At 44.3% G+C, this 8,913-nt stretch carries 7 protein-coding genes and 1 riboswitch; of the genes, 5 read left to right on the forward strand and 2 right to left on the reverse strand.

From position 1 onward, the window contains the following. Positions 1-60 precede the first annotated feature (60 nt). A complete protein-coding gene (locus JJE29_08305) occupies positions 61-1,395 on the reverse strand; it encodes a glycosyltransferase (GenBank protein MBK5252615.1) in 1,335 nt (444 codons plus the stop codon). Positions 1,396-1,545: 150 nt separating this feature from the next. On the opposite strand from JJE29_08305, the gene JJE29_08310 reads away from it, so the two are divergent. After that, positions 1,546-1,836: a hypothetical protein gene (locus tag JJE29_08310; GenBank protein MBK5252616.1), complete on the forward strand. Its 291-nt coding sequence runs from the start codon at positions 1,546-1,548 to the stop codon at positions 1,834-1,836. 304 nt (positions 1,837-2,140) lie between these two features. Here the strand turns inward: JJE29_08310 and JJE29_08315 are convergent, their stop codons facing one another. Beyond that, entirely contained in the window at positions 2,141-3,367 is a 1,227-nt protein-coding gene (locus tag JJE29_08315) for a tyrosine--tRNA ligase (protein ID MBK5252617.1), read from the reverse strand. 411 nt (positions 3,368-3,778) lie between these two features. Here JJE29_08315 and JJE29_08320 point away from each other — a divergent pair, with 411 nt between their 5' ends. The 4 genes from JJE29_08320 to JJE29_08335 all read left to right on the forward strand — a co-directional run. Further along, positions 3,779-5,014 (forward strand): aspartate kinase, encoded by a 1,236-nt coding sequence (locus JJE29_08320; protein ID MBK5252618.1) that lies wholly within the window; start codon positions 3,779-3,781, stop codon positions 5,012-5,014. A gap of 133 nt (positions 5,015-5,147) precedes the next feature. After that, positions 5,148-5,247: riboswitch (glycine riboswitch) on the forward strand. 117 nt (positions 5,248-5,364) lie between these two features. After that, entirely contained in the window at positions 5,365-5,862 is a 498-nt protein-coding gene (gene nuoE, locus JJE29_08325; protein MBK5252619.1) for an NADH-quinone oxidoreductase subunit NuoE, read from the forward strand. Then, positions 5,863-7,614, forward strand: a complete 1,752-nt coding sequence (locus tag JJE29_08330; protein ID MBK5252620.1) for an NADH-quinone oxidoreductase subunit NuoF — start codon at positions 5,863-5,865, stop codon at positions 7,612-7,614. Between the two features lie 15 nt (positions 7,615-7,629). Next, the coding region (locus JJE29_08335) for an FAD-dependent oxidoreductase (GenBank protein ID MBK5252621.1) at positions 7,630-8,913 on the forward strand (1,284 nt) is incomplete at its 3' end.

Consider the following 8,913-nt stretch of genomic DNA (forward strand, 5'->3'; position numbering starts at 1 on the left):
ACTACTGACTTATGCTTTATCTTTACCCTGTGGAAGCGCATTTAACCTCTGCTTTAATCCTCAGCGAAGTTTGCATCTCTTCCCTGCATCTTTCTTGAATTCTTCGTCGTCGTAGTAATCTTCTATGAAAACCTTCTCTACAAATTCGGCCTCGTATTCAATGCCACAGACATCCATCAGTCTACGGCTCATTACAGATGACCCTTTTTCAATTTTTACGGCAGTCCATACATTATATATTCCCAAAGAATTGATTTCTTTTTCCAGGCATTCCTTGAGACCGACTTTTTTTTCATCACGCTTCAATAGGTCTTCCGCCAAGGCAATTACGCCTTCGATTGAGTCTCCCCTGTTCATTAGATCCATGTTTTCTCTCATGTTTTTCAGCACGCTTTCATCATTTATCATGGATTCAACCACATCTGCAATGTCATCTTCCTTTTCGATTTTCACAGCCGCTCCTCTAAGGGCTAAGAAGTCGGCGTTTTCCTCCTCCTGTCCCGGGATGAAGAATGGTATTATCATAGGCAAACGCTTTGCTATGGACTCGGAAACAGTTAGACCTCCCGGCTTGGTTACTATTACATCGGCGTCGTCCATGAGCTCTGAAATGTTGTCAACAAAACCCATTACTTCAAGCTTTCCGTTCGCAATCGCCTGGGCATGTTTTTCTGTCAAGCGATTTTTAAGCTCCTGATTGTTCCCGCAGACTGCATATATGAACATGGCTTCGTCCATTGCAAGCAGACGCGAAAGCACCTTCTTGATACCTCTAAGACCCATTGACCCTCCCATCAGAAGCACCGTGAATGCACCCGGATGCGAAGGCGGCTTATTTGTCTTTTCTAGGAAATTCGATTTGATAGGTATCCCCAATGTATATATTTTCTCGGGCTCTATGCCCTTTATTATCAATCCGGCTCTCGTGTGCCTGCTCCCCGTTACATATGCGTCGACATTTTGATCTATATATGCTTGATGCGCCTCAAAATCAGTCACAATTGATATAAAAGGAGTCTCTATAAGGCTGTTCTTTTTTAGTGTACCGATCAGCTTTACCGCAAACGGATGTGTACCGATTATCAAATCCGGCTTCTGTTCCTGTATTATTTCCAAAATCCGCCTTTTTTCGGCTCGTATGATAAGTTTCACAAAGGGCCCGTCAAGGTTTACCCTGTTTGTTATTTTATACAGCTCCCCATAGAATTTAGGAAACCACCCGGCAAGAATCTCGTAGCCATCTTCGACTATGATTTCAAGCATTCTGTTTTCTTCCTTTATAAAATCAACCGTATTAGTTTCGTGGCCGTGTTCCTCAAACCCAGCTTCTAGGGTCATCGCCACCTGATTGTGTCCGCCCCCTGTTGAAGCGGTAATGATCATTATTTTGCCCATATAAGTATCCTTTCTTTCTTCTCTTTTATCTATTTTACACTATTAGTACTCCCAATGTCCCTATCTATTCATATTTAAACTGATTAAAAAACACATCTCAAATGTTCTTTTGTGCTATATTGTATTTATATAGTAGTGGAGGTGCTTGATATGCAAATATTTTTTTTGATAACGGGAATTTTTCTTGCGATAATCGGATTTCTTATATTGAAATACAAGGTAGTTGAAATAATGAGGATGTACAATCCAAAAACCTGCAAGGACAAGGATGCCCTTTCAAAATGGACCGGCATAAGACTCATTGCAGCAGGTCTTGTTTCCGCTTGCGTATTTTTCATGCCTATACATGAAAGCGAAGGCAATTTTCCAATTTTTTTATACCTGGGCCTTATTATCACAGTGCTTCTAGTCTGCGCATATGGCACCCGCAAGTTTTCATGAATATATTGAAATGCGCTGATTATACATCAAACTTAAACACTATATTTAAGCGCAAAATCCCCATAAAGTTAATTATAGGTGGAATCCGTTTGGACTCCACCTATGTTTTTGATATGACGCGGATGATTAAATTGTGTCTCATTTTAACATAAATCAAAAAGAACCGTCCCCAGTGATCTTAAACAAATGGTGCCATTCATCCCACGACTAAAGTCACAGGTGTTCGGGCGCTTCTCATAAAGTTAATTATATCAAAAGGGAGCACTCAGTGTGCTCCCTTTTATTGTGGCAACCTCTCGTTCATCTATTCGGGAACGATATTTCTATAGACTTTCTTCCCTTTTCTTATTAATATAGCCCCATCCTTAATGTCGGCTTGGGTAACAATATAATCAAACGCAAGAACGGCTTCGTCGTGGATATATATGCCATTTTGTCCTATCAGACGTCGCCCTTCACCCTTTGATTTAATGAGCCCCGCTTCTTTAAGCAGCGTGATTATATCTACTCCGTCCTCTATCATCTTTGCCGATATCGAAACGGTCGGAATGTTTTCCTTTACGCCTCCTCCTTCGAAAAGGGCTCGCGCGGCATCTCTTGCTTCGTTGGCATCTTTTTCAGTATGGACAAGTTTTGTGACTTCATAGGCCAGAACTTCCTTGGCTCTGTTTATTTCATGTCCCTCAAGACTGCCAAGCTTCCTGACCTCTTCCATAGGAAGAAATGTTAGAAGCGAGAGACATTTCTCAACATCGGGATCGGCGATATTTCTCCAATATTGGTAGAATTCATATGGCGACGTCTTTGTGGCATCAAGCCAAAGGGCTCCCTTTTCCGTCTTGCCCATTTTCTTGCCTTCACTAGTTGTTAGCAAGCTGAATGTGAGTCCAAAAGCCGGCTGAGATTCAACCCTTCTAATAAGATCGGCTCCGGCAATTATATTAGACCATTGGTCATTCCCTCCAAGCTGAATCTTGCAACCATACCTTCTGTAAAGTTCGAGGAAGTCGTATCCCTGCATTATCATATAGTTGAATTCAAGAAACGAAAGCCCTTTTTCGAGACGTTGCTTGAAACATTCCGCAGAAAGCATTCGATTTACAGAAAAGTGGCGTCCTATTTCTCTCAAGAACTCGATGTAGTTAAGAGACATCAACCATTCGGCATTGTTTACCATGAGGGCTTTTCCCTCAGAAAAATCAATAAATTTGGAAAACTGTTTTTTAAAGGATTCCGAATTGCTTTGCACTATTTCGGAGGTCATCATTTTTCTCATATCGGTTTTCCCTGATGGGTCCCCAACCATTCCGGTGCCTCCTCCTATGAGAGCTATCGGCCTGTGGCCGGCCTGCTGCATATGCATCATGACCATTACCTGAATAAAATGCCCCACATGAAGGCTGTCCGCTGTCGGATCAAACCCTATATAAAAGGTAACTTTCTCCTTCCCGAGAAGTTCCTTTATTTCATCTTCATGGGTGGCTTGCTCAATATAGCCTCTCTCTTCTAAAATATCGTATACGTTGCGCATGATTTATCTCTCCTTTTAAGTTTGTTTGCATTAAAAAAAAGCGCATCTCCCTGTAAGGGCGAAGCGCTCGCGGTACCACCTTAATTCGCATGGAAAACCATGCCTCAGCCATTATAACGGATGACGTCCGCGACTATGCCGAGACTCGGGATGTGTATTTCGGATTCTATGCGTGCTGCAAGCTTTTCACCACCAGCCTGCTCTCTTTTATTGTAACCGCACAATCCTACTGTCATCCTTCACAGTCAAAATATGATTATTTCCTACCATCTTAATTTAATTGCGCCCTTTTGTCAAGATACCGGGATTTGCGTGCAATAAGGTCTTGCAGACGGACAACTTTTATTCTATAATTGAAATTGTCTTTATGATGATTACTATTGTTTTTCACAGGCATACGCGGAGGTCTAAATGAATCAGCTCATAGTACAAAAATACGGTGGCACATCTGTCGGTTCAATCGAAAGGATACGATGCGTCGCGAAAAAAATAATCGAAACCAAAAAGAAGTATGGCAGTGTGGTTGCAGTGGTATCAGCCATGGGTGACAGCACGGACCGCTTAGTAGAAATGGCATATTCCATATCTGCAAAGCCTTCCGAACGCGAAATGGACATGCTTCTTTCAACGGGGGAAATGGTTTCTATCTCCCTTTTGTCAATGGCCATAGAAGCCGAAGGATATGAGGCAGTTTCTCTTACCGGCCCCCAATCAGGAATAATAACCGACCTTCATCACAAGAATGCGCGAATTCTCGACATAGACACTGCAAGGATTCTTAGGGAGATTGATGAAGGACGCATTGTAGTGGCCGCAGGTTTTCAGGGGATTACAGAAAAACGCGACATTGCAACGCTTGGAAGAGGTGGTTCCGACACCACTGCAGTGGCTTTGGCAGCAGCGCTAAATGCCGAGAAATGCGAAATTTATACGGATGTTGACGGAATATACACGAGCGACCCACGCAAGGTTAGAAATGCCAAAAAACTCGATGTGATTTCATACGATGAAATGCTTGAATTGGCCTTTCTCGGAGCACAGATCCTTCATCCCCGTTCAGTGGAGCTGGCAAGAAAATTTAAAGTACCTCTTGAAGTGAAATCAAGCTTCGAGGACAAACCCGGAACAAGAATAGTGGAGGTTGACCAAGTGGAAAAAGTGGTAGTTAGAGGCGTAACCCTTGATGAAGACATAGCAAAAATTACGATAATGGAGGTCCCCGACCGCCCCGGCATTGCTTTCAAACTCTTCTCGGAGCTCGCCGGAGAAAGCATCCCCATAGATATGATCATACAAAACATTAGCAGGGACAATGTCAACGATGTTTCGTTCACGGTCAAGAAGGACCATCTTGATAAAGCCCTTTCAATAAGCAGAAGGGTTTCCAAAGAAATTCTGGCCAAGGAGGTTTCCTTCGACGACGAGGTCTGCAAGCTCTCCATAGTGGGAACGGGCATAGCTAACAGTGTCAACGTCGCTTCCAATCTTTTCGAATCACTTTTTGAACTCGGCGTAAACATACAGATGATAAGCACCTCCGATATAAAGATATCCTGTATTATCGACAAGGCTTCCGGCAATGAGGTTTTGTCCCATATTCACGACCGTTTCATACTTAATGATATCGCAATAGAAAAAAAGAGTTGAAACGAATAGTTTAAACATAATAATTTGATTTTTTTAACAAAAAATATGCTTGATAGGTTATACTATTATTGGAGAATGTCTATTTGGATTTTTACTTAACAATCACTAGCTTAAGAAATCATGCGATAACTGGATGAAAGACTCGGGAGAGCGCCCATTGGGGCCGCCGAAGGGACAAGTCAATGTTTGCCGACATTGATGAATTTTTCAGGCAAAAGGACCGGTTCCGGACAGAACTCTGGAAGAATCATACTTTGATGATTCATCGCAACCAACCTGACAGAGAAGCAATGGCAGAGCATTTGTGCTATTGCTATTTTTTTAATAAATTATTCTAAGGGGGACATGATATGAAACAACGCGAGTTTGATTTATCACGAATCGATCCGGTTCTTGATAAATACGCACATGTAAAAGGCAGTCTGATTACCATACTTCAAAAGGCCCAGGAAACTTATGGGTACCTGTCGGAGGAAGTTATTTTTTACATCGCAGAAAAAACCCATGTAAAACCCGCAAAAATTTACGGAGTAGTAACCTTCTACACTCAATTCAGACTCAAACCGGTAGGAAAATATTTGATAATGCTTTGCCAGGGAACGGCCTGCCACGTAAATGGATCGAAAAAAATCGAGACGGCTATATGCCAAAAGCTAAATATCAAGGACGGCGAAACAACCGAGGACGGACTGTTCACCTTGAATAATGTCGCCTGCCTTGGATGTTGCAGCCTTTCACCTGTCATGATGATCAATGGGGAAACATATGCAAAACTCACCCCTAAAAAGGCAGAAAGCATCATCGATAAATTAATTAAAGAAACCCTGATTGAAGGGGAGGTGCAGTAGATGAGAATTTTTATAGGAGAGGGAAGTTGCGGTCTAGCCGCGGGAGCCGGCAAGGTTCACAAAAAAATAACCGAGGTTCTTTTGGCAAACAATCTAAAGGCCGATGTTGAAATCACAGGATGTTGCGGAATGTGCTACCTTGAACCAATAGTAGACATCTACGACGATTATGGAGAAAAAACTACTTATGTAAAGGTGACTCCTGAAATGGTTGACAACCTGATTCTTAAAAAAATACGAGACAACCAGGAAGTCAACACCTGCGAAATCAGCCAAAACGATCTAAATATACTCGGAAACCAAAAGCGAATCGTACTAAGAAATTGCGGAATTATAAATCCGGAAAAAATTGACGACTACCTTGAAATCGGCGGATATGAAGCCATAAAAAAATGTCTTAAAAAACTAACGCAGGAAGAAGTAATAGACATCATCAAGAAATCCGGTCTTAGAGGCCGAGGCGGAGCAGGTTTTCCGACCTGGTTCAAATGGAACGCTGCATTGGCCTCCAAAAGCACACCTAAATACATCGTATGCAACGCCGACGAGGGCGACCCAGGAGCATTCATGGACCGAAGCGTTCTTGAAGGCGACCCACATAATCTGATAGAAGGAATGATGATAGGCGCCTACGCAATGGGAGCCGAAGAGGGAATCGTTTATGTAAGAGCAGAGTATCCCCTCGCCATCGTGCGCCTTGAAAAAGCAATAGGACAGGCCCGTGAAAAAGGAATTCTCGGGAAAAGGATCTTCGGATTGGATTTCAACTTTGACATAAGGATAAAAGCCGGCGCAGGAGCCTTTGTCTGCGGCGAAGAAACTGCACTGATAGCCTCTCTTGAAGGGGAACGTGGAATGCCCAGGCTCAAGCCTCCTTTCCCTGCTCAAAAGGGATACTGGCAGCAACCTACAAACATAAACAATGTCGAGACTTTTGCAAATGTGGCATGGATTATAAACAATGGCGCAGAGGCATTCTCATCCATGGGAACAGAAGACTCAAAAGGCACGAAGGTTTTTGCCTTGACAGGAAAGATTAAGAACGGCGGATTGGTAGAAGTGCCAATGGGAATGACCCTAAGGGAAATCATTTTCGACATAGGCGGCGGCATACGGGACAACAAAAAATTCAAGGCCGTTCAGCTAGGCGGCCCATCCGGCGGCTGTCTGCCGGAATCACTTTTGGATACTCCTATGGAATACGCATCCATCAACAAGACAGGAGCTATAGTTGGATCCGGCGGAATGGTAGTGTTGGATGAGACAACCTGCATGGTTGACGTTACGCGCTTCTTTCTCGATTTCACCAAGAAGGAATCTTGCGGAAAATGCATACACTGCCGAATAGGCACAACCCGCATGCTTGAAATACTCACCCGCATAACCAAGGGCGAGGGCAAAGAAGGCGACATTGAACTTCTTGAGGATTTAGCCAAGAAGGTCAAGGACGGCTCTCTCTGCGGATTAGGCCAAACTGCACCGAACCCGGTACTCACTACAATCAGATATTTCAGGGATGAATACGAGGCTCATATAAGGGACAAAAAATGCCCCGCCAAGCAATGCACCGCCCTCATCACCTATACTATAGATACCGAAAAATGCATAGGCTGCACGGCATGCGCAAGGAATTGTCCTGTATCCTGCATAACCGGAGAAGTTAAGAAACCACACGAAATCGACCAGACAGCATGCATCAAGTGCGGAAAATGCGCAGAAGTATGTCCGGTTGATGCAGTGAAAATAATATAGGGGAGGGGAAAACAAATGTCAGAGATAAGATTAAATATAGATGGAATTGAAGTAAAAGGCCATCAGGGAGACACAATCCTTGAGATAGCAAAGGCTTACGAAATAGATATACCGACGCTTTGTTTCGACGAGCGTATGGATATTTACGGTTCCTGCGGAATGTGCGTAGTTGAGGTTGAAGGAATACCCAAGCTCTTAAGGTCTTGCGCAACGCAGGCTAGGGATGGAATGGTTGTTAAGACAAGGACCAATCGCGTTGTTGAATCACGCAAGATAGCCCTTGAGCTTCTTTTGTCAGACCATGTAGGAGACTGCCGCCCGCCATGCGTATTGGCATGTCCCGGACAGACGGACTGCCAGGGTTATGTAGGACTTATTGCAAACGGCGAATTCGACGAGGCCTTAAAGCTAGTCAAGGAGCAGCTTCCCCTTCCAGGCTGCATAGGCAGGGTTTGCCCCCATCCATGCGAGGACGCCTGCAGAAGAGAGCTTGTCGAAGAGCCTATCGCAATAGCATGGCAAAAACGCTTCATAGCAGACATGGACATGAAAAAAGAAGAGATGTTCATTCCCGAGCTTAGCGCCCCAACGGGCAAAAGGGTTGCCATAGTGGGCGGTGGACCCGCAGGACTAACTGCCGCATATTTCTTGGCCGTAAAGGGCCACGATGTGGCCATATACGACATGATGCCCCAAATGGGCGGAATGCTCCGCTACGGAATCCCGGCCTACCGTCTTCCCAAGGATGTTCTTGACAAGGAAATAGGCGTTATTGAAAAAATGGGCGTAAAATTGATTAACAACTCCAAGGCAGGAAGAGATTTCACCGTTAGCGGACTCAAAAAAGATTTCGACTCCGTGTTCGTAGGAATAGGGGCATGGAAAAGTTCCTCCATGCGCTGCGAGGGCGAAGAGATGGAAGGCGTGTACGGAGGAATCGACTTTCTTAGAAAAGCAGCGCTTGGTGAACCAACCAATATAGGCAACCGCGTGGCAGTAGTCGGCGGAGGAAATACCGCAATGGACGCCGCAAGAACAGCTGTTCGTCTTGGCGCAGAAAAAGTTTATCTGGTATACAGAAGAACCGAGACCGAAATGCCCGCTGAAGAAGTTGAAATAGTTGAAGCCCGCGAGGAAGGCGTCGAGTTCGTATTTCTGGCAAGCCCGAAAAAAGTCATTGCCGGCGAAAACGGACGCGCAGCTAAGCTAGAGGTTCAAAACATGAAGCTTGGCGAACCCGATGCAAGCGGACGAAGAAGGCCCCTTCCCATAGAGGGAGATATAGACATCATTGATATA

The organism is Peptostreptococcaceae bacterium, assembly GCA_016649995.1.
Lineage (GTDB): Bacteria > Bacillota > Clostridia > Peptostreptococcales > BM714 > BM714.